Genomic DNA, 19,597 nt, shown 5'->3' on the forward strand with positions numbered 1-19,597 from the left:
GGTCTTGATGTCAGGATGTCAGGGGTCAGCCCTGGATCAGGGTCACGCCGGTCAGGCGCTGCAGCTCGTCGAAGCCCAGCCCCTCCACCAGGTCGCGCGCAACCAGCCCGTCGGCGGTCACGTCGATGGTGGCCAGATCAGTGTAGATGCGCGTCACGCAGCCGATGCCGGTCAGCGGATAGGTGCACAGCGGCACGATCTTGCTTTCGCCCTGCTTGGTCAGGTGCTCCATCATCACGAACACCTGCTTGGCGCCGATGGCCAGGTCCATCGCGCCGCCCACGGCGGGGATGGCGCCCGGTGCGCCGGTGTGCCAGTTGGCAAGGTCGCCCTTCTCGGAGACCTGGAACGCGCCCAGCACGCAGAAGTCGAGGTGGCCGCCGCGCATCATGGCGAACGAATCGGCATGGTGGAAGTACGAGCCGCCGGCCTTGATCGTCACGGGCTGCTTGCCGGCATTGATCAGGTCGCCGTCTTCCTCGCCCGGTGCGGGCGCGGAGCCCATGCCGAGCAGGCCGTTTTCACTGTGCAGCAGGATTTCCTTGTCGGCCGGCAGGTGGTTGCCCACCAGCGTGGGCAGGCCGATGCCGAGATTCACCACGGCACCTTCGGGGATGTCCTTGGCCACACGGGCGGCCATCTGGTCGCGGGTCAGTTTTTGCATGTTCGCTCTCCTTCTCGCTCAGACCTTCACCACGCGCTTGACGAACAGGCCCGGCGTCACGATGTGCTCCGGGTCCAGTTCGCCCAGCTCCACCAGGTGGCTCACCTGGACGATGGGGCACTTGGCAGCCATGGCCATGATCGGGCCGAAGTTGCGAGCGGTCTTGCGGTAGGTCAGGTTGCCCCAGCGGTCGGCCTTGTCGGCCTTGATCAGGGCGAAGTCGGCCTGGATGGGCTTTTCGAACACATAGCCCTGGCCGTCGATGATGCGGGTTTCCTTGCCTTCGGCCAGCGGCGTGCCGTAGGCCGTGCGCGTGAAGAAGCCGCCGATGCCGGCACCGGCGGCGCGGATGCGCTCGGCCAGGTTGCCCTGCGGCACCAGTTCCAGTTCGATCTCGCCGGCGTGGTACAGCGAATCGAACACATAGGAGTCCGCCTGGCGCGGGAACGAGCAGATGATCTTGCGCACGCGCTTGGTCTTGAGCAGCGCGGCCAGGCCGGTGTCGCCGTTGCCGGCGTTGTTGTTGACGATGGTAAGGTCGCGCGCGCCCTGCGCAATCAGCGCGTCGATCAGTTCCGCCGGCATGCCAGCCATGCCGAAGCCGCCGATCAGGATCGTGGCGCCGTCGTGGATGCCGGCCATCGCCGCTTCCACCGAGTCAAATATCTTGTTGATCACTTGCGTTCCAGTCCGGGATGAGGGTCTGGCAGGTGCCGGGACCGGCCGCAAGGCGCGGCACGCAAAAACTGTCTCCGGGCGATCCCTGCCGGACGGGCGTCTGGCGCAAGCACCGGATGACGGCGCGCTAGCCATGACGGGTTCCAACAGAAATAAGCGTTTGAATTTGTTCTTATTACGAACTTGAATTCGCACTCTGAACAGAGTACACCCCGCGCCAAACACGGGTCAAGGCAACGGCAAAGAGCTTGTCCGGTAATCGGCCGCGCATGCAACCAGCTTGCCCCGCTGTACTGCCGCCACTGTTCGCGTCCCCTGTGTAGGACTGAGCCGACGCCACAATCGGCCCGGTAGCGATACGGCCGCGGCCCGCGCCTGCCTATGCTTGGATCAAGACCAGCCACAAGACGACCGCCCACCGGACCACCCGGCACGCCACGGCAAGTCTGCACCAGAAACAGTCCGGCACGACGTGGCCGGACCAGAACAGAAAGAGGAGTCGGAAATCATGGCACGCGCCTTCGCCAGCCCCAAGCCTTCCGGGACAAGCAAGCATCAGGCCGCACTCGACCGGATCCTGCGTACCACGCGGCAGGACTGGATGCTGGATATTCTGCCTTCCGAGCCCGCCCGGCAAGCACCCCCAGCCCGCCCGCGCTTGCCGCTGCCGCGCCTGGCCGCCCGGGCCTTCGAGGCGCAAATCATGGCCATCCGCTGCCAGAAGGTGTTCGCGGCCTGAACGCTGAACAACCCCTCAAAAGCGCCGCGCTCAGGGCAGTTGCAGCACCGCCCGGCTACCCGCGGTGCCAGGCCGGACTTCGAGCCGCACGTCGATGCGTTCGCGCAGTTCCGCGACATGCGAGATGATCCCCACCAGCCTTCCCGCCTGCTGCAAGTCCAGCAGCGTGCGGATGGCAAAGTCCAGGCTTTCCGGATCGAGCGTGCCAAACCCCTCGTCGACGAACAGCGTGTCTAGCTGGATGCCGCCCGAGCGCGACTGGACCACATCGGCCAGCCCGAGCGCCAGCGACAGCGAGGCCAGGAACCCTTCGCCGCCTGACAGCGTATTGGCCGGCCGCGCCGCGCCGGTGTCGTAGTCGAACACCTCCAGGTCGAGCCCGCCGGCCGAGCGCTGGTCGGCCTGCTCGCGCACGCGCTGCAAGGTATAGCGGCCACGGCTCATGGCCAGCAGGCGCACGGAGGCGGCCTCCAGCACTTCGTCGAGCAGCGTGGCCAGCACGAAACGCTGGAACGTCATGCGGCGCGGGTTGTTCCCGTTGGCGACTTCCGCGAGCCGTCCGAGGATGGCGTAGCGCGCTTCGATCTCGCTGTTGGCCGCGGCCAGGGCATCGAGCTGCCTTTGGCATTGCAGCAGGTTGTCGCGCATGCGCGCACGGTCGGCCTGCTGCCGGACGATGCCTTCCACCGCAGCGGCGGCGGTCAACGCGGCCATGCGCACGCCATCCAGGTCCGGCACCGACAACCCCTCGGCCGCCGCGATGGCGCGCGACAGGCCATGCGCGGACACCGCAAGGGCTTCATCGTAGAGGCGCACCGCATCGTCCAGCGCTTCGATCGCCGCGGCGTCCAGCCGGGCCGAGCCAAAGGCCGCCATGTCGGCAAAGCCCGACGCGGCCAGCATGGCGTGCGCCGCGGTTCGCGCTTCCAGCAGGCGCTCGCCCGCGCGGGCCAGCACGGCCTGTGCCGACTGGCTGGCGGCTTCGGCCCGCGCCAGCGCGGCCCCGGCTTGCTTGTCGGCCGCTTGCGCCGCCTCCAGCGCACCGCCGAGCGCGGTGAACTGGGCGCGGGCATGCTGCAGGGCGGCTTCGATCGCTTCGGGATCGCGCGCGTCTTCGGGCAGTTGTGCGCACTCCGCACGCCACTCCCCCTGCAGCTGCGCGAGTGACCAGGCCGTGGAATCCACCGTGGCGCACGTCTTGCGGTGGGCATCGTCCGCCGCCGAAAGCACCGCCCGCCGTTCTTCGATGACCGCCGGCATCCGGGCCAGCCGGTCAGACGATGCCTGCGCGGCAGCGAGCTCCCGCTCGAGCGTGGCGGTCTGCACGGTCAGTTCCTGTGCCGTGGCCTCCACCGCCTGCAGCGCGGCGTCGCCGAGATCCGCCGCGACTTCGGCGAGTTGCACGGCCAACCGTTCCACTTCGCCCTGTGCGGTGTGCCGCGCGGTGACGGCGCGCACGGCGGCATCATCGGCCTCGCGCGAGGCGCCACGCGCCTGCTCGAGCGCATCGTCCGAAACCAGTTCCGCGGTGTGCTGCGCCAGCGCCGGATGATCGGTGCCGCCGCAGACCGGACACGCCTCGCCGGTCGCCAGCACGGCGGCAAGGCGCGCGGCCTGGCCAGCGCGCCAGGCGGACTCTGTCGCGGTCAGGGCCGTTCGCAGCGTGTCACGGTGCGTGATGGCACGGGCAGCCGCCGCGTCGCAGCGCGCCAGTGCCTCGCGCGCCTTCGCCGCGGCTTGTCCGGTCTGCCGGTAGCGGGCCATCTGCTTCACCCGCGCCTGGGCTGCTTGCAGCTGCAGGCCGAGGGTCTGCAACTGTGCGGCCAGCACCTGTGCCTGGCGCTGGTCGGCTTCGGCAGTGGCCAGTTCCACCTGCCTCTGCGCCAGCGCTTGTGCGGCCCGGTCACGCGCGGCAAGCGCATCGGCCTGCTGCCGCGCGGCGGCCTCCAGCGACTGGCGCAGGTTGCCAAGCTGGCGCGCGCGGGGAAGCAGCGCCTCGAACGCCATCACGCGGCGTTGGGCAGCTTCGCGCACGTCGCCGCGCCCAAGCTCGACCTGCAGCCGCTCAGACGCTTGCGCCGCCAACCGTTGCTGCTGCCGCAGCGCGCTGGCCGCCTGCTCTCCCGCTGCCTGTGCGGCCTGCTGGTCGCGTGCCGTCGTTTCCAGGTGCTGGATGGCAGGCCACGCCTGGGTGGCACGTCGCGCCTCGTGCAGCCGCAGGCGTTGTTCGTCGGTCGCCGCCTTGCGCGCCAGCAAGGCCTCATGGGCGGCGTGCGCGTCGGCACGTTCGCGCAGCCGTGCCGCTACCTGCTCCGCGCCTTGCAAGGCCGTTTGCGCGGTGGCGTGGCCGACGCGTGCGGATTGCTCCTGTTGCTGCAGGTCTTGCAATGCCTGCTCGAGCTGCGCGATCTCCACGGCCAGCGCATCGGTCGACTCCATATCGAACTGGCGCAGCAGCGCCTGGCGCTGGTCGACGATGCGCTCGGCATCGCGCCGGATGCCGGCCGCCTCGCTTTTCAGCAGTTCTTCCACGCGCCGGTACAGCTCGGTGCGGAACAAGCGCTCCAGGATGCCTTGCCGCGCCTGCGAACTCGCCGTCAGCAATTCGCGGAAGCGTCCCTGCGGCAGCACGATGACCTGGCGGAACTGCGCGCTGTCGAACCCCAGCAACTCGCGGAGGGCATCGCTGACCTTGGCTGGCTGCCCGGCCTTGCTGACCCAGCCCTCGCCCTCCCAGGCATCTAGCTGTGCCTTGGCGGTCTCGGTGACCATGCCTTCGCCGCGCTGCTTCGGCCGCTCTTGCGCCGGCGAACGCACGACGCGGTAGCGCTGCGCGCCAAGACCGAATTCGAGCACGACTTCCGTGCGCAGCCCGGGCGCGGCATTGGCGCTGCGCATGGCCTGCGCGGAGCGCTCGCCGCCCGAGGTGTCGCCATACAGCGCAAAGCAGATCGCGTCGAGCAACGTGGTCTTGCCGGCACCGGTCGGGCCGTGGATCAGGAAGAAGGCCTGCTCGCCCAGCTGCGTGAAATCGATCGCCTCAGTGCCGGAAAACGGTCCGAAGGCCTGCATCGTCAGGTGCAATGGCCTCATGCCGACTCCCTCTGCGCGGCGGCCATGCCGGCCAGCACCTGCTCCAGCGCGGCGCGCTGGCCATCATCGAGTTCGGCATCGGCCACTTCGCGGAAGAAGCTGGCAAAAAGCTCGCCGGTACTTTGTTCGCGCAACCGCCGCGCGGCATCGCCAGCGGCTCCGGCACGGGACAGTACGGTGCGCTCGACCGCGAGCGCGTTGGGATAGACCTGGCGCAGCTTTGCCATCGGGTCCAGCAGCGCGCCAGTCTCGGTCAGGCGCGCATAGACGTAGTCATCGCGCCGCGCGTCATCGGCGCCAGCAGCAATCAGTGCCGCCAGCTCGCCTTCCACGATGCGCAGGTCGCGCAGCGGCCGCAGCGGCCTGGGCGTGATCTGTACGCTGCCGTCGGGCCCAAGCTCGATCATCGACACCGACTTTTCATGGCTGCACTCCGACAGCGAATACTTCAGCAGCGAGCCCGCATAGTGCACCCGCCCGTCGATCGTCTGGGGCCGGTGCAGGTGGCCCAATGCCACCAGGTCGAAGCCGTCGAACGCCTGCGCCGCCACCGCGCCGCTGCCGCCCACCGACAAGGGCCGCTCCGACTCGCTGACCGCGCCGCCGACGACGAAGGCGTGACCCACCACCACCGAGCGCATGCCGGGCGGATGGTTTGCACGGATGGCGTCCAATTGCGCGCACAACGCCGCTTCATGCGTGGGCAGTTCGGCGCCCAGCGCGTCACGCACGACGGCGGGTTCGGCATAGGGCAGCGCATAAATGCGCACCTCGCCGTGCGCGTCGTGCAACGCCACGCTGGCGGGCGTGGCGGACGTGCAGCCGGCCACGTGCAGGCCTTGCGACTGCATCAGCCTGGCGCCGAATTCCAGCCGCTGCGCGCTGTCATGGTTGCCAGCGATCAGCACCACGGGCACGCCCGCATCCAGGACGATCCGCGCCAGGACGTCGTCCAGCAGCGCGACCGCTTCTGGCGGCGGCACGGCCCGGTCGTACACGTCGCCGGCGATCAGCACAGCGTCGGGGCGCTCGGCGCGCACCAGCTCGACAAACTGGTCGAGGATATGGGCCTGGTCTTCGATCAGGCTGCGGGCATGGAAGAGCCGGCCGAGATGCCAGTCGGCGGTGTGCAGGAAGCGCAATGTGGATACCTGGTCTGCGGGGTGAGGGTGGCGTGTCCGCCACGGCGGCACGCAGTACAGCCGGCATCATAACTGCGCGGACCGCCCACCGGTCTTGCTTGCCGTGTCAGGCCCCTGGCGCTCCGGTGAACACCGTCAGCACGCCCGTGTAGCCGTACAGGTGGTCGCGCGCGATCTCGCCGTTGGCGAAGAACCCGGCCAGTGGCAATTCGCCGAGCGCGCGGCGCACCAGCTGCAGCTCGGCGCTGGGGCCGCCGAAATGCGGGCCGCCACGTCCGGAGCAACTGATATAAAGACCGCCCAGCACCCGCCCGACCGTGCCGCTCTCGATCTCGGCGCGGATCTCCGTGGCGATGCGCATCAGGTCGGTGCGCGCCGCCCCCGGGTTCTGGGTGCAGAATGCGAGCCGCATGCCGGGCTCGGCCACGTCTGCCAGCGCCAGTACGCGATGCTGCACGTCCAGTCCCATCAGATGCCGCACCATGGTCTCGGCGCCGAACCTGCCCGGCAGCCGGGGCGCGTCGTCCGCCCCGGCGCTCAGGCCGGCCAGTGTTCCCGACAAGGCCTGGGCCATCTCCTGCGGGGGCGCGTCGCGCCCGAGCCCGAGATCCTTCAGGACGCAGTCGAGCGCCGGTTCGTCGTCCAGCGTGAACAGCAGGTTGCGGTCCACGCGTGTCACGGTGCGCGCGGGCCCGATCGGCTGGCATCCCTGCGTCACGCGCGAGATCAGGCCGACCCGCGGGCCGAACAAGACCCCCGACAAGCCGCCCGAGTAGATGCCGTCGGCCATCTGCAGCGTCCGGTTGCGTGCCGACGACAAGCCGCCGAACAGATAGCCGGTGGCGATGCGTTCGCTCAGTTCGCGCAGCAGGTCCTGCAGGTCGGGCGTCGAGGCTTCCGCATGCACCAGCGCGGCATAGGGGATGAAGCCGGATGAGGCGGCCGGCAACGGCTTGCGGCCCGAAAACAGCTGGAAGGCATCACGCGGCAGCGGCGCCGCCATCAACACCATGGCGGGCTCGTCGATGTACTCGACGCCGCAGGCGCAGACACCGACCGCGGAGGTTCCGACCCAGGCGACGCCAGGCCACTCGCGCTGCAGCGCATCGAGAATGCGCTCGGCCGCCGGGGCGTAGTAATCGCTCAGGTAGCACCAGCCCAGCGTCAGCGCGACGGCATTGCCGTGCTGCGCCTGCTGCACGGCAAGCTGGGCTTCCAGTTGCGAGCGGCAGTCGCTCAGCGCTTCCTGCCAGCGGGCATGGGCGGCGTGGGCATGTACGAAGGCCGCGTCATCCATGATGGATCCTCCATTGGCGCCCGCGCCGGCAGTCCAGCGACTCAAATTGGACCCTTCCGTACGGACTCCGTTCTTTCCCGCGGCACTGGCAAGGTCACTCCGTGCTGTGTCGACCGCGTGCGCCGGCCAGCAGCGCCTGCACGATGCGTTCGTGCTGCGCCAGCGCCGCTTGCAGGGAACGGGCCCCGTAGCTGCGGTTCTCCGCAGCGTCCGCCATGCCGGCCACGCGCGTGATGAATAGCGGCGTGTCCACCGGCGCGGCTTCGGACACCCCGCGAAAGCGGGTCGTCACCGTACTGCCGCTGGCGTCCAGCACGGTACGGCGGAATACGGGATCGTTCTCCTCCATCCAGCGCGACCATTCACTGCGGCCATCAACCTGCCGCGGTTCATTGCGTTCATCGAGGATGTAGAAGCGGTCCCACGCGTCGGGAGACCTGTCACGCGCCTTCATCGTGGGCACGCGCCCGCCGGTTCGCGCACGACACGGACCAGGCGCAGGGAAACACGGCAACGAACGGATCGGCGAATCGCACTTCGACGTCAAGGGGATCCGCCTGTCCGCGCGCGCTCAGCTCACGCGGAAGCCGATCTTCAGCGTCACCTGGAAATGCGCGACCTTGCCGTCCGCGATATGGCCGCGAGTTTCGACGACCTCGAACCAATCGATATGCTTGATGGTCTCGCTGGCCTTGGTGATGGCATTGCGGATGGCAGCGTCGCAGCCGTCGGCCGACGAACCGACGATCTCGACGAGCTTGTAGGTATGGTCGCTCATAGCCCCTTCTCCTTGGCCGGCTGGCACCCGGCGCGGTTCCATCCATCATAGGCACGCCCACGGCGAAAACCCAGTAGACGCATGCGGCGAAAAGGACTGTTACACACGGGCCGCTTGTCCCGTGTGAAGCGTGCTGCTACGCTGCGGGCCCGCATTGCCGCGCGGCGTGGCATGCGGGGCCTCCGTCCCCGAACCGAATAGCAACGTGAACCATCGATTCAAGCGCGCGGCCCTGTCCGCCCTGCTGCTCGCCGCCTGCGCAACCGGCCTGGCCCAGGCCCGCTCCACTTCGGCACTCGACAGCATCACCGACTCCCTCAGCAATACTTTCAACGAGGCCATCGCGAAACTGCCGGCCGCGCCGGGCCAGAACGCAAGGCCGGACGCTTCGGCACGGCCCGTCAACGCCCGGCCGTTTGCCTCGGGCAGCGGCTACACCCTGTGCTTCGTGCCGGACGGCGTAAGCTGCCAGGACCTGCTCGTCAACGCCATCCGCGGCACGCGCCAGCGGCTGCTGATCCAGGCCTACTCCTTCACCAGCAAGCCGATCGCAGAGGCCGTGGCGCAGGCGCACAAGCGCGGCGTGGACGTGCGCGTGATCCTCGACAAGAGCCAGGTAAGCGAGCGCTATACCAGCGCCACGTTCCTCAAGCACGCGGGCATCCCGGTCGTGATCGACACCAAGCCCGCCATCGCCCACAACAAGGTCATGGTGTTCGACGACCAGGCCGTGTTCACCGGCTCGTTCAACTTCACCAAGTCGGCCCAGGAACGCAACGCCGAGAACGGCATGCTGATCCGCGGCGACGCGGCCGTGGTCAAGGCCTATACCGACAACTGGAAAGCGCGCTACCAGCAGTCGTCGGCGTACTGACGCGGCCGCGGCATGAATCGGCGAGCGGTGGCAAACTTGCGGTTTTGCCACCCCTCAATCCAACTGGAACCCGCCATCATGCCAGCCATTCCCAACAGCAAGTGGATTCGCGTCGACGCCGACACGGGCAGCTTCGACGCCTACCTGAGCCTCCCGCCCGCGGGCGTGCAGCCTGACGGCCCTGCCATCGTGCTGCTGCAGGAGATCTTCGGCGTCAACGAACATATCCGCGGCGTGGCGGACCAGTATGCGGCCGACGGCTACACCGTACTCGCCCCCGACGTGTTCTGGCGCGATGCCCCGCGCGTCGAACTCGGCTATGCCGGCGACGACATGAAGCGTGGCATGGCGTTGCGCAAGTCGGTGGACGTCGAAGCCACCGTGCGCGACATCGCCGCGACCGTACGCGCGCTGCGCGCCCACACCGGTGCCGGCAGCAAGGTGGCTGCGGTGGGTTATTGCTTTGGCGGCCTGCTGGCCTATCTGAGCGCGGCGCGCGGCCTGGTCAATGCCGCCGTGCCGTACTACGGCGGCGGCATCCAGAACAACCTGCAGGAAGCCAGCACGCTGAACGTGCCGGTGCAGTTCCACTATGGCGCGCTCGACGCGCATATCACGCCCGATGACGTCGCCAACGTGCGCGCCGCAGTGGCCGGCAAGCGCGGCACCGAGGTCTTTGTCTACGAAGGCGCCGACCACGGCTTCAACTGCTGGGCGCGCGCGAGCTACCACCAGCACAGCGCGGCCCTGGCACACGGCCGCGCACTGGCCTTCCTGGCCCAGTCGCTGTAAGCGGCCCGGCCCCTCGCCCGAGGGGCCGGCCTTGCCATGGGCGCACCGCAACCGTATGCTGCGCTGCTGAGCTTCAAGACTTGCTGGATCCAAACCAAACGACGGAGACCACCATGCAGTCAGAGCAGCAGCGCGCCCTGCGCAACACCATTCCCGATGCCGTGGCCCGTGCCGTGCGGCGCCACCCCACCAAGACCGCCATCCGCTTCGGCGCGCGCAGCTGGACCTACCAGCAGCTCGACGCCGCCGCCGCACGCGTGGCGGGCGCGCTGGCGCAGTGGGGCCTGCGGCCCGGCGATCGCGTCGCGGCCTTCGGCAAGAACTCCGACGCCTACGTACTGCTGTGGCTGGCCTGCCTGCGTTCCGGCCTGATCCATGTGCCGGTCAATTTTTCGATGACGCGTGCCGAGGCGGAGTACATCGTCACGCAGTCGGGCGCGAGCGCGATCTTCGCCGATCCGTCGCTCGCCGAGCGCGTGCAAGGGTTGCCTTGCCGCGTGAGCGGCACGCTGCATGGCGGCGGCGAGCGCGACATCCTGCTGGCGGCCTCGCACGGCCCGGTCGCACCGGTGCTGTCCGATCTCGCCGAGGAAATGCCGGCGCAGATCCTGTACACCTCCGGGACCACGTCGGCCCCCAAGGGCGCCGTGCTCACGCATCGTGCGCTGCTGGCCGAGTACGTGAGCACCATCGCGGCCTGCGACGTGCGGGCCGGCGACTATTCGCTGGCGGCGCTGCCGCTCTACCATTCGGCGCAGATGCATGTGTTCCTGATGCCGCTGCTGCTGTGCGGCGGCACCACGCTGATCGCCGACAGCCCCGAGGCGGGCTTTTGCCTGCGCACCATCCATGAAGAAGGGATCACCAGCTTCTTTGCGCCGCCCACGGTGTGGATCGCCTTGCTGCGCCACGTCGACTTCGAGCCTGCGCGCCTGGGTACGCTGACCAAGGCGTACTACGGCGCGTCGATCATGCCGGTGCCGGTGCTGCTGGAACTGCAGGGGAAGCTGCCCGCGCTGCGCTTCTACAACTGCTATGGGCAGAGCGAGATCGGTCCGCTCGCCACGGTGCTCGGCCCGGACGAGCATGCCGCGCGGCCAGCTTCGGCTGGGCGGCCGGTCCTCAATGTGGAGACGCGTATCGTCGATGAGAAGATGAACGACGTCGCGCCCGGTACGCTCGGCGAGATCGTGCACCGCTCGCCGCAACTGCTGACTGAATATTGGGACAAGCCTGAGCAGACTACCGAGGCCTTTGTTGGCGGCTGGTTCCATTCGGGGGACCTCGGCTATATGGATGAAGCGGGCTATCTGTATGTCGTGGACCGCATCAAGGATGTGATCAACTCGGGCGGCGTGCTGGTGTCGAGCCGGGAAGTCGAGGAATGCCTGTACACCCACCCCGCTGTTGCCGAAGTTGCGGTGTTCGCGCTGGCTCATCCCAAATGGGTGGAAGCCGTGACCGCGTGCGTTGTGCTCAAACGCGATGCCACGGCCAGCGAGGAAGCGCTGGTGGCCCATGCGCGCAATGCGCTGGCACCGTTCAAGGTGCCCAAGCGGGTGGTGTTCGTGGCGGACCTGCCGCGCAATACGGCGGGGAAGTTGCTCAAGCGGAAGTTGAGGGAGGACTATGTGGGGTTGTTTGGGGAGGGGGGTTAAATCTGGTTCATCGCCGAATTGCGGGGGCGTTGTTCTTGGCAGATGCGGCTGTTTCGCCGGCGTAGCCGGCGACTTACTTTCTTGTCCAAGCGACAAGAAAGTAAGCAAAGAAACGCGTCGCTTGCCCTAACGGGCGAATATTGATCGTAGTGTGCTGAGAGTGTTGTACGGGTACTCGCTTCAGAGACTGCCCGGCTGCCTGCCGCGTGGTGCGCGTCCGTCTGCAGGCTCTCGGACAATGATTGAACCAGCCCCGAAACTGTCCGTGGCCCGACACTGCTAGCGCTAGAGCCTGTCAGATTTTTAGTGTGACGAGGTCATGAGACGATTACGGAAACGTCCTATGACCGACACAACAGTGACCAAGAAGAGCAAGAGCCCGAAGGCACCCAAGCTGTTCCCTGATGAACTGATCGATCAACTGCTGGCGCAGGTCCAGAACAAAGATGCCGAGTCGATCCTCGGCGAATCAGGCCTGGCTGGGCAGTTGAAGAAGCAATTGGCCGAGCGAATGTTGGCGGCCGAACTGACTCATCACCTGGAGAGCGAGGCGGAGCAAGGCAAAGCCGGCAACCACCGCAACGGCAAGAGCCCCAAGACAGTCATTACGCCCAACGGCGAGCTGACGCTCGATATCCCGCGCGATCGGCAGGCAACGTTCGAGCCGCAGTTGGTTGGCAAGTATCAACGCCGGCTTCCAGGCTTCGACGACCACGTCATCAGCATGTATGCGCGCGGCATGAGCGTGCGCGAGATTCAGGGCCATCTGCTGGAGCTATACGGGCTCCAGGTGTCGCCCGATCTGATTTCCACGGTCACGGATGAGGTGCTGGCCGACGTCGAGCAATGGCAGCAACGGCCGCTCGAGGCCATGTATCCGATCGTGTACTTTGACGCGCTCCGGCTGAAGATTCGCGACGAAGGCACGGTCAAGAACAAGGCGGTCTATCTGGCGCTGGGCATTCGGGCCGACGGCCGCAAGGAAGTACTGGGCCTGTGGATCGAGCAAACCGAGGGCGCCAAGTTCTGGCTGAAGGTCTTCAACGAATTGAAGAACCGCGGTTTGAACGACATCCTAATCGCAGTGGTCGATGGCTTGCGCGGCTTTCCCGAGGCGATCGAAGCGGTCTATCCGGATGCCCAGATCCAGACCTGCATTGTGCATCTCATCCGCAATTCGCTGAGTCTGGCGAGTTGGAAGGATCGCAAGCCGCTCGCTGCGGCGCTCAAGCCGATCTATCAGGCCGCCACGGCCGATGCGGCAGCAGCGGCGCTGGAGGCTTTCTCCCAAGGCGAATGGGGTCGTAAATTCCCTACCGTCGCGGCCATGTGGCAACGCCAGTGGGAGCAAGTGATTCCCTTCTTTGCCTATCCACCGGAAGTACGCAGAATCATATATACGACCAACGCCATTGAAAGCATGCACATGCAGTTGCGCAAGATCGTCAAGAATCGAGGCCACTTCCCCAGCGACGAAGCGGCCAGCAAGCTGTTGTTTCTGGCCTTGCGCAACATCGAAAAGGATTGGAAGATGCCGCCTATCACCTGGCGGCAGGCAGTCAATCAGTTCGCCATTCTGTTTGGCGAGCGATTCACCAACGCCATCGGCTGAGATTTCTTACAACGACCTCAGCACACGAAATTCCTGACACGTCCCTATCGCATCATCGCCTTCGGCTGCTGCGCGGCTCAGTAGTCGGCAGGCGGGACATCCCAGTCCCTAACCCACCATCAATATGGCACCGCCACGCCGTTCTCCACCTTCACCCTGTCCCCGTTGCGAAGCTGGTAAGGATTGGCCTGCGTCACCGTCAGGTACCCATTGTCATTGGTCCTGACCCGCACCCGATAGGCCGGCGGCACGGCGCTACCACGCTTTTCCACTTCGTTGCCGGCCAGGGCGCCAACGACCGCGCCGCCGATGGTGGCCACGGTGTTGCCGCGCCCGCCGCCAACCTGGTGCCCCAGCAGCCCGCCCACGACGCCCCCGACCACCGCGCCGGCGCCGCTCGTGGACGCTGCCTGCCCCTGCACGACTTCAATCGACTCCACCCAGCCATAACGCACGCCATACTGTTCGGCGCCGTTGTTGCCATAGCCATTGTCGGCCGGATAGCCCTGCTGGTAGCCCGGTTGCGGATAGCCCTGCTGCTGCGGGTAGCCTGCCTGCGGATAGCCCTGTTGCGGGTAAGACGTCTGCGGATAAGAACCCTGCGGGTAGGACGCTTGTGGATAGCCCGCCTGTGTGGCGGCGCTGCTGCCGTAGGAACCATAGCCTCCCGAATAACCACCATAGGGCGCGGTCACGCAACCGGCCAGCGCGCCGGCACCGAGCACCGCAAGCACAACCGAACGAAAGGGGATGGACATGGAAACGACTCCTGCGAATTCGCGTGTTGGGAATGCGCGCGAGTCTAGGGCCAGCAGCGCCCGGCGGGTGTCACCACGAATTGTGATTGGTAACTGGCTGTAACCGCACGGCCAACCGTCGCAGCGCACCGGCTTCAGTCGCGCTCGGCTTCGTCGTCGTTGAATGCGGTAATGCGCGCCACGCGGAAGGTACCGCGCAACGATTCCAGTTCGGTCCGGTGCTGCACGGCCAGCCGGTTCAGGCAGCGCTCGCCTTTCGCGAGCAGATGCACCTCGACCACGCGACGGTCTTCGCTATTGAGCTTGCGCTTGACCAGGCCGGCAGCCTCGCAGCGGTTCACCAGCGCCACCACGCCATGCTGCTTGGCCTGCAGCCGCTCGGCCAGTTCGCCGATCGACGCCCAGTCCTTGCCGGCGCTGCCGCGGATATGGAGCATCAGCAGGTACTGCTGCACGGTCACGCCTTCATCGCGGGCCGCGTCTTCCGAGAAGCGGAGAAAGCGCCGGAGCTGGTAGCGGAAGTCGGAAAGCGCCTCGAAGTCCGGCTTGTTGAGCGGCGACGGTTTCGCGGAGGCGGACTTGCTGGGCATAGGTGGGTAAGACGGCGGGTAAGACGGAATAGCCGCGCGTCCGCGCACGGGACGGCTGGCGGCAAAAATCGGATCGACGCAATTATAGGGGCAAGTCCGGGCGTGTCCCGCCACAACGCCTGATGCGAAGCCGCGCCGTCAGGGCATCCGGCTATGGCAGAATCTGTGCGGTTGCAGACACCTTTACCTCCGCCACGGAAATCTGACCGATGTTCACGGAAATCGCCCTCTTCCTGCTCGATACCGTCTTTACCCTGTTCGGCATGGCCCTGCTGCTGCGCGTGTGGATGCAGTTCACGCGCATGCCCACGCGCAACCCGGTCTCGCAAGGTGTCTTTCAGGTCACTGACTGGCTGGTGCGGCCGTTGCGCCGGGTCATTCCCGGACTGGGCGGCATCGACTGGGCCACGGTCATCAGCGCCTGGCTTACCGCGCTGGCGTTCCTGCTCCTCGTAGCCACGCTGACCGGCGGCGAGCTGCTCGCCTTCCTGCCAATGCTGCTGCTGGCCGCGCTGCTCTATGTGCTCAAGTGGGGCATCAGCCTGGTGATGTGGGTGACGCTGCTGATGGCGATCCTGTCGTGGGTGAACCCGCATTCGCCCGTGACGCCGGCCATCAACCACCTCACCGCGCCGCTGCTGCGCCCGATCCAGCGCGTCATGCCGCGCCTGGGCGGGTTCGACATGTCGCCACTGGTGCTGTTCCTGGTCGCGCAGATCCTGCTGATGATCATCGCCCGGCTGAGCGTGGGCGTGTTCGGCATGCGCTACTGAGCCAGTCCGCCAATATGGGGTCTTCATGAAGGCGTCCTCATGACGCCGTGATGACATTGTTCAGACAGCAGGACAGTGTGTCGAGGATTGACCCTTTTTCCCCGGTCTTCGAGGTCCTACATTACAGGTCAACGTGGCGGACGCCACAAACCCTGACAAAGAAGGACACGATCATGAAGACCCTCGCACAACGCCGCAACCTTGCCACCTCGCTTCTTTGCGCGCTCGGCCTGACGCTGGCCGCAGCTGCCGGCGCCCACGCCGCCGAGCCGGTTTCGGACCTGGCCCGCCTGGATGGCGGCGTCGCCCGCGTGGGCAACGTCGACCCGTTCCTGGACGGCGCCAACAACGGCAAGCGCGACCCGTACACCGACGGGGCCAAGCTGGGCAAGGTGGATCCGTTCACCGATGGCGCCAACCTCGGCAAGCGCGACCCGTACACGGACGGTGCCCGCGCCGTCAATGAAGCCCGCAGCGCCTTCACCGACGGCGCCTGAGCCCCCTTGCTGAACAGATAGTCCCCCGCATCTCCGCCCGGTCAGAAGACCGGGCCGGCCATGGCATCCTGGCCCAGTTCGGGCTCCAGCATCGACTCGATCGCCTCCATGAACGCCCGCACCTTGCGCGGCTGCAGACGCCGGTCTGGCAGCAGCGCAAACGCCCTCAGCGGCGGCAGCGGGAATTCGGGCAGCACGCGCACCAGCCTGCCCTGCGCCATTTCCGCCTCGCAGTAATTCACCGACAACTTGGCAATGCCCAGTCCCGCCAGCGCGCCCTGCAGCCGCAGTTCCGCGTTGAAGGTCTGCATGCGCGGCCGGATCGGCACGGTGAAGCACTCGTCATCGCGCTGGAATTCCCAGACGGTATCGCCCGGCGTGGTCAGCGTCGGCAGATTGGCCAGGTCCTCGGGCCGCATCAGGGGCGGCAGGCTGGCCGCCAGGGCCGGCGCCGCAAAGAGCCCGCGCTCCACGTGGTAGATGCGGCGCGCCACCGTGCCGGAATCCGGCAGGTCGGCGTCGACGATCACGAACGCCACGTCAAACCCGTCGCGGATCGGATCGACCAGGCCTTGCGTGATTTCGACCGAAACGTCCAGCGCCGGATGGGCCGCCAGCGTGCGGCAGATGATGCCGCCCAGCTGCTGGGCGCCGAATTCGTAAGGCGTGGCAATGCGCAGCACGCCCTGCACGCGCTCTTCGCGCGCGAGCGTTTCCTGGCGGATTTCTCGCAGGCGCGCGAACAGCGGCGCCACGTCGCGATAGACCGCGCTGCCGGCATCGGTCAGCCGCATGCGGCGCGTGGTGCGCTCCAGCAGCTTGGCGCCAATGGCGGTCTCCAGGCGCGCCACGGCCGCCGAGACGCGCGATTTCGGGCAATCGAGCTGTTCCGCCGCTGCCGTAAATGTGCCCTGCTCGACTACGCAGCAGAACGCCTCCCAATCATTCCACTGGATTGTTTCATTCACCGGACAAAGTTTCCCTGACAAGCTGTAGTTCCAGACGGAAGGCAACATTATGCTTTAGCGATGCAACAAACGTCCGTCTCCGCAGTATCTGGCGCCCCTGACGCCAAAGGCCAGGTCACCATGGCTGCCGCCGCCCCCCAACGCCCTCGCATGCAGATCGCCAGCCACCCGGAAATGGGCCACTGGCGGCTGTCGCTGTTCGGGCTGACGCTCGGGCTGGTCACCGGCATCGACTTCTCTTCCACGCTCATGATGGGCGTCGCCAGCCAGCACATCCAGGGCGGCGTGGGCGCCGCGCCCGAAGATTACCTGTACGCCGTCTCGGCCTATGCCGCCACGGCGGTGCTGATGAACATGGTGCTCGACCAGATTGCGCGCCGGACCACCTACAAGCGCTTCACCATCGCCTCTCTGCTGGTGTTCGTCCTCGGCTCGCTGCTGTGCGCCGAAGCCGCCAGCCCGAGCGGACTGATTGCCGGCAAGGCCGTGCAAGGACTCGGCGCGGGCGGTCTGTTCGCGGCGTCACGCATCCTGGTGCAACTGGTGTCCACGCCGGCCGAGCGCGCGCCGCTGATGCTGCGTTTTGGCGGCGGCGCGTTTGCCATGCTGGCCATCACGCCCTGGCTGACCAGCATCTTCCTGGACGATATCGGCTGGCGCGCGGTGTTCCTGTTCCAGGCCGGGATCTCGCTGCCGGTGCTGCTGTCGGTCATCGCCACCTATCCGACGCGCGCTCCGCGCGATCCGCATCCACCGGTGTCCACGCTGGACTGGCCGGCCGCCATCGCCGCGGCGCTGGGCGCGCTGGTGTTCCTGCACACGCTGCAGGAAATGCGCTACACCCGCTTCTTCAGCTCGCCGCAGATGCCGCTGGCCGCGCTGCTTGGCGTGGGCCTGTTCGCGTTCAGCGGCTGGCGGCTGTACCGGCATCCGGACCCATGGATCGACTTCTCGCGCCTGGCCGGACGCCAGTACCTGTATGGGCTGGGGTTCTACGCGCTGTACTACCTGCTGTCGTCGGCCTGGGCGTTCCTGCTGCCGACGCTGACGCAAAGCGGCCTGGGCCTGACCTTCCGCTCCACCTGCATGCTGCTCTCGACCAGCGGCACCGTCTCCGCCATCGGCGCGGTGATCATCACGCTGGGCATGGCGCTGGTCTTCCGCAAGCGCCGCGTGATCGCCATCGGCTTCATCATCTATGCGTGCGCGGCCATGCTGCTGTCCTACCAGCTGATGCCGGGCGCGCCGGACTATGCGCTGGTCCCGGTGGTGCTGCTCGAAGGCCTGACACCGGTGTTGCTGATGGTCCAGGTGGCGTCGATGACGTATCTCGACCTCCCGGTCGAGGATTTCTCGCACGCGTACCAGTTCAAGAACGTCTGCAAGCAGATCGCCTCGGCCAGCGGCACGGGCCTGGCCAGCGTCTTCATGCAGGACGGCCTGGCCGCGCATCGGACGCACCTGGTCGAGCACGTCACGCGCTTCACCCCCGCGCTGCAGACGCCGGACGCGCTGTCCCCGTCCAGCCTGGCGAAAATCTCGCTTGAAATCGACCGGCAGGCCACGCTGCTGGCCGGCATGGACATGCTGCACGGCTTTGCGGCGCTGTGCGTGGTGATGGCCGTTTTCGTCCTGCTGCAGAAGAGCTTCCGCTGACCGGGCTCACGGGATAACGGTCAGGAGACAGCATGGCGGCGGCGCTCCGGATGGGGCGCCGCCCGCGCGTGCATCGGCCTGCACTGGCGAAATCGCCGTATTTCCTCTACCCTTTCGGCCTTTGCGTGCCCATCCGGCGACCTGCCGGTGCCTGACAGATGGCCAGTCCCGCCGACCCCCGACCTACCGCGGAAAGCGCCGCCACCTCCGCCACCACGCCCGAAAAGCCCAGCGACAGCTATGTGCAGTCCTTTGCACGTGGGCTGTCCGTGATCCGCGCCTTCAACGCCGAACACCCGGCACAGACGCTGACGGAAATCGCCCAGGCCAGCGGCCTGACGCGCGCCGGCGCGCGCCGCATCCTGCTGACACTGGTAGGTCTTGGCTATGTGCAGGCGGAAGGCCGGCTGTTCCGCCTGACGCCCAGGATCCTGGATCTCGGCTTCGCCTACCTGACCTCGATGCCGTTCTGGAACCTGGCCGAGCCGATCATGGAGACGCTCTCGCAGCAGGTCCATGAAAGCTGCTCGATCTCCGTGCTCGACGGCACCGAGATCGTCTACGTGCTGCGCGTGCCTGCCCGCAAGATCATGACCATCAACCTGTCGATCGGCAGCCGGTTGCCGGCCTATTGCACGTCCATGGGACGCGTGCTGCTGGCCGGCCTGTCCGATGACGAACTGGACCGCGTGCTGCGCAATACCGAACTGCGCGCGCACACGAGCCGCACCGTCACCGATCCTGCCGCGCTCAAGGCCGTTGTCGCCGATATCGGCGCGCGTGGCTGGGCACTGAACGACCAGGAGCTCGAAGAGGGCCTGGTGTCGCTGGCCGCGCCCATCCGCAACCGTGCCGGCCACACCATTGCCGCGCTCAATATCAGCGGGCAGGCCAACCGCACCAGCGCCGCGGAAATGCTCGAGCGCTTCCTGCCTCCGCTGCTGGAAGCGGCCGGCAAGATCTCGGGACTGGTCGGCCTGCGCACCTGAGCGGCACAGGCTCGCCCCGAAATCGCCCCGAAATCTCCC

19 protein-coding genes are annotated in these 19,597 nt (G+C 67.0%); 9 read left to right on the forward strand and 10 right to left on the reverse strand.

Annotated features, from left to right (window positions below; all coding sequences use genetic code 11):
* Nucleotides 1-25: 25 nt before the first annotated feature.
* Together ACIGJB_RS27905 and ACIGJB_RS27910 are read right to left on the reverse strand one after the other, a co-directional pair.
* Nucleotides 26-664: a 3-oxoacid CoA-transferase subunit B gene (locus ACIGJB_RS27905; protein WP_483733191.1), complete on the reverse strand. Its 639-nt coding sequence runs from the start codon at nucleotides 662-664 to the stop codon at nucleotides 26-28.
* A gap of 18 nt (nucleotides 665-682) precedes the next feature.
* Nucleotides 683-1,342 carry a 3-oxoacid CoA-transferase subunit A gene (locus ACIGJB_RS27910; protein ID WP_483733192.1) on the reverse strand — a complete coding sequence of 220 codons (660 nt, stop codon included), beginning with the start codon at nucleotides 1,340-1,342 and terminating at the stop codon, nucleotides 683-685.
* A 508-nt stretch (nucleotides 1,343-1,850) separates the two neighbouring features.
* Here ACIGJB_RS27910 and ACIGJB_RS27915 point away from each other — a divergent pair.
* The gene (locus ACIGJB_RS27915; RefSeq protein ID WP_483733193.1) at nucleotides 1,851-2,081 is read left to right on the forward strand and encodes a hypothetical protein; all 231 of its coding nucleotides are present in this window, start codon (nucleotides 1,851-1,853) and stop codon (nucleotides 2,079-2,081) included.
* Nucleotides 2,082-2,111: 30 nt separating this feature from the next.
* On the opposite strand, the gene ACIGJB_RS27920 is transcribed toward ACIGJB_RS27915, so the two are convergent.
* The 5 genes from ACIGJB_RS27920 to ACIGJB_RS27940 form a co-directional block, all read right to left on the reverse strand.
* The gene (locus ACIGJB_RS27920; RefSeq protein WP_483733194.1) at nucleotides 2,112-5,174 is read right to left on the reverse strand and encodes an AAA family ATPase; all 3,063 of its coding nucleotides are present in this window, start codon (nucleotides 5,172-5,174) and stop codon (nucleotides 2,112-2,114) included.
* Complete coding sequence (locus ACIGJB_RS27925) at nucleotides 5,171-6,316, reverse strand: exonuclease SbcCD subunit D (RefSeq protein ID WP_483733195.1); 1,146 nt, start codon at nucleotides 6,314-6,316, stop codon at nucleotides 5,171-5,173. Before ACIGJB_RS27925 ends, ACIGJB_RS27920 begins: the two co-directional genes overlap by 4 nt.
* Before the next feature lie 106 nt (nucleotides 6,317-6,422).
* Nucleotides 6,423-7,613: an FIST signal transduction protein gene (locus ACIGJB_RS27930; protein WP_483733196.1), complete on the reverse strand. Its 1,191-nt coding sequence runs from the start codon at nucleotides 7,611-7,613 to the stop codon at nucleotides 6,423-6,425.
* Between the two features lie 94 nt (nucleotides 7,614-7,707).
* Nucleotides 7,708-8,067: a hypothetical protein gene (locus ACIGJB_RS27935; protein ID WP_483734681.1), complete on the reverse strand. Its 360-nt coding sequence runs from the start codon at nucleotides 8,065-8,067 to the stop codon at nucleotides 7,708-7,710.
* A 117-nt stretch (nucleotides 8,068-8,184) separates the two neighbouring features.
* On the reverse strand, nucleotides 8,185-8,391 hold the full coding sequence (locus tag ACIGJB_RS27940; protein WP_483733197.1) for a dodecin: 207 nt from the start codon (nucleotides 8,389-8,391) through the stop codon (nucleotides 8,185-8,187).
* A 205-nt stretch (nucleotides 8,392-8,596) separates the two neighbouring features.
* On the opposite strand from ACIGJB_RS27940, the gene ACIGJB_RS27945 reads away from it, so the two are divergent.
* From ACIGJB_RS27945 to ACIGJB_RS27960, 4 genes are all read left to right on the forward strand, one after another.
* Nucleotides 8,597-9,265, forward strand: a complete 669-nt coding sequence (locus ACIGJB_RS27945) for a phospholipase D family nuclease (protein ID WP_483712592.1) — start codon at nucleotides 8,597-8,599, stop codon at nucleotides 9,263-9,265.
* 78 nt (nucleotides 9,266-9,343) lie between these two features.
* Complete coding sequence (locus tag ACIGJB_RS27950) at nucleotides 9,344-10,057, forward strand: dienelactone hydrolase family protein (protein WP_483733198.1); 714 nt, start codon at nucleotides 9,344-9,346, stop codon at nucleotides 10,055-10,057.
* Nucleotides 10,058-10,170: 113 nt separating this feature from the next.
* Nucleotides 10,171-11,715 carry an acyl-CoA synthetase gene (locus ACIGJB_RS27955; RefSeq protein WP_483733199.1) on the forward strand — a complete coding sequence of 515 codons (1,545 nt, stop codon included), beginning with the start codon at nucleotides 10,171-10,173 and terminating at the stop codon, nucleotides 11,713-11,715.
* Nucleotides 11,716-12,058: 343 nt separating this feature from the next.
* Nucleotides 12,059-13,327 carry an IS256 family transposase gene (locus ACIGJB_RS27960; RefSeq protein ID WP_483729500.1) on the forward strand — a complete coding sequence of 423 codons (1,269 nt, stop codon included), beginning with the start codon at nucleotides 12,059-12,061 and terminating at the stop codon, nucleotides 13,325-13,327.
* A gap of 119 nt (nucleotides 13,328-13,446) precedes the next feature.
* On the opposite strand, the gene ACIGJB_RS27965 is transcribed toward ACIGJB_RS27960, so the two are convergent.
* Nucleotides 13,447-14,085, reverse strand: coding sequence for an outer membrane lipoprotein (locus ACIGJB_RS27965; RefSeq protein WP_483733200.1), 639 nt, complete (start codon nucleotides 14,083-14,085; stop codon nucleotides 13,447-13,449).
* A gap of 134 nt (nucleotides 14,086-14,219) precedes the next feature.
* The gene (locus ACIGJB_RS27970; protein WP_483733201.1) at nucleotides 14,220-14,675 is read right to left on the reverse strand and encodes a MarR family winged helix-turn-helix transcriptional regulator; all 456 of its coding nucleotides are present in this window, start codon (nucleotides 14,673-14,675) and stop codon (nucleotides 14,220-14,222) included.
* 209 nt (nucleotides 14,676-14,884) lie between these two features.
* Here ACIGJB_RS27970 and ACIGJB_RS27975 point away from each other — a divergent pair, with 209 nt between their 5' ends.
* Together ACIGJB_RS27975 and ACIGJB_RS27980 are read left to right on the forward strand one after the other, a co-directional pair.
* The gene (locus ACIGJB_RS27975; protein ID WP_483733202.1) at nucleotides 14,885-15,448 is read left to right on the forward strand and encodes a YggT family protein; all 564 of its coding nucleotides are present in this window, start codon (nucleotides 14,885-14,887) and stop codon (nucleotides 15,446-15,448) included.
* A 173-nt stretch (nucleotides 15,449-15,621) separates the two neighbouring features.
* A complete protein-coding gene (locus ACIGJB_RS27980) occupies nucleotides 15,622-15,945 on the forward strand; it encodes a hypothetical protein (protein WP_483733203.1) in 324 nt (107 codons plus the stop codon).
* 41 nt (nucleotides 15,946-15,986) lie between these two features.
* Here the strand turns inward: ACIGJB_RS27980 and ACIGJB_RS27985 are convergent, their stop codons facing one another.
* Complete coding sequence (locus tag ACIGJB_RS27985; RefSeq protein ID WP_483733204.1) at nucleotides 15,987-16,913, reverse strand: LysR family transcriptional regulator; 927 nt, start codon at nucleotides 16,911-16,913, stop codon at nucleotides 15,987-15,989.
* Nucleotides 16,914-17,033: 120 nt separating this feature from the next.
* Between ACIGJB_RS27985 and ACIGJB_RS27990 the strand changes: the two genes are divergently transcribed.
* Together ACIGJB_RS27990 and ACIGJB_RS27995 are read left to right on the forward strand one after the other, a co-directional pair.
* Complete coding sequence (locus tag ACIGJB_RS27990; RefSeq protein ID WP_483733205.1) at nucleotides 17,034-18,569, forward strand: MFS transporter; 1,536 nt, start codon at nucleotides 17,034-17,036, stop codon at nucleotides 18,567-18,569.
* Nucleotides 18,570-18,727: 158 nt separating this feature from the next.
* A complete protein-coding gene (locus tag ACIGJB_RS27995; RefSeq protein WP_483733206.1) occupies nucleotides 18,728-19,558 on the forward strand; it encodes an IclR family transcriptional regulator in 831 nt (276 codons plus the stop codon).
* Nucleotides 19,559-19,597 lie beyond the last annotated feature (39 nt).

It is taken from the genome of Cupriavidus sp. C2SS-8b (assembly GCF_057073745.1).

Coding starts and splice junctions, on each gene's coding strand:
- ACIGJB_RS27930 (WP_483733196.1), bottom strand. CDS start 7,613: ATGGATGACGCGGCCTTCGTACATGCCCACGCCGCCCATGCCCGCTGG.
- ACIGJB_RS27955 (WP_483733199.1), top strand. CDS start 10,171: ATGCAGTCAGAGCAGCAGCGCGCCCTGCGCAACACCATTCCCGATGCC.
- ACIGJB_RS27990 (WP_483733205.1), top strand. CDS start 17,034: ATGGCTGCCGCCGCCCCCCAACGCCCTCGCATGCAGATCGCCAGCCAC.
- ACIGJB_RS27995 (WP_483733206.1), top strand. CDS start 18,728: ATGGCCAGTCCCGCCGACCCCCGACCTACCGCGGAAAGCGCCGCCACC.
- ACIGJB_RS27965 (WP_483733200.1), bottom strand. CDS start 14,085: ATGTCCATCCCCTTTCGTTCGGTTGTGCTTGCGGTGCTCGGTGCCGGC.
- ACIGJB_RS27980 (WP_483733203.1), top strand. CDS start 15,622: ATGAAGACCCTCGCACAACGCCGCAACCTTGCCACCTCGCTTCTTTGC.
- ACIGJB_RS27975 (WP_483733202.1), top strand. CDS start 14,885: ATGTTCACGGAAATCGCCCTCTTCCTGCTCGATACCGTCTTTACCCTG.
- ACIGJB_RS27970 (WP_483733201.1), bottom strand. CDS start 14,675: ATGCCCAGCAAGTCCGCCTCCGCGAAACCGTCGCCGCTCAACAAGCCG.
- ACIGJB_RS27950 (WP_483733198.1), top strand. CDS start 9,344: ATGCCAGCCATTCCCAACAGCAAGTGGATTCGCGTCGACGCCGACACG.
- ACIGJB_RS27960 (WP_483729500.1), top strand. CDS start 12,059: ATGACCGACACAACAGTGACCAAGAAGAGCAAGAGCCCGAAGGCACCC.
- ACIGJB_RS27905 (WP_483733191.1), bottom strand. CDS start 664: ATGCAAAAACTGACCCGCGACCAGATGGCCGCCCGTGTGGCCAAGGAC.
- ACIGJB_RS27940 (WP_483733197.1), bottom strand. CDS start 8,391: ATGAGCGACCATACCTACAAGCTCGTCGAGATCGTCGGTTCGTCGGCC.
- ACIGJB_RS27920 (WP_483733194.1), bottom strand. CDS start 5,174: ATGAGGCCATTGCACCTGACGATGCAGGCCTTCGGACCGTTTTCCGGC.
- ACIGJB_RS27915 (WP_483733193.1), top strand. CDS start 1,851: ATGGCACGCGCCTTCGCCAGCCCCAAGCCTTCCGGGACAAGCAAGCAT.
- ACIGJB_RS27935 (WP_483734681.1), bottom strand. CDS start 8,067: ATGAAGGCGCGTGACAGGTCTCCCGACGCGTGGGACCGCTTCTACATC.